Consider the following 228-nt stretch of genomic DNA (forward strand, 5'->3'; position numbering starts at 1 on the left):
GACATCATTGACAATAAAACGAGAGACATCATCATCATGCGTATTGTCTTTAGAGAGGGTTTCAGACAAAAGAGCACGGGCTGTTTCAAGATCTCCTTTTTTTATCGCTTTATGGGCTTGTTTTTTCTTTTCGGACTTGTCTAAAGTTTCAAGGATCTCTTCAATTTCTTGTCTCTCTTTTTGCTTTAGCCACTCTTTGTACCATTGCTTTTGAAGGCAAGTGATTGG

Annotated in this window: 1 pseudogene; it reads right to left on the reverse strand. The window is 38.2% G+C overall.

The features are described from left to right. A pseudogene (locus tag BN338_RS12625) lies at positions 1 to 228 on the reverse strand (YfjI family protein); the annotation flags it as partial.

Origin of the sequence: Bartonella queenslandensis AUST/NH15, from assembly GCF_000312585.1 — a bacterium.
Taxonomy (GTDB): domain Bacteria; phylum Pseudomonadota; class Alphaproteobacteria; order Rhizobiales; family Rhizobiaceae; genus Bartonella; species Bartonella queenslandensis_A.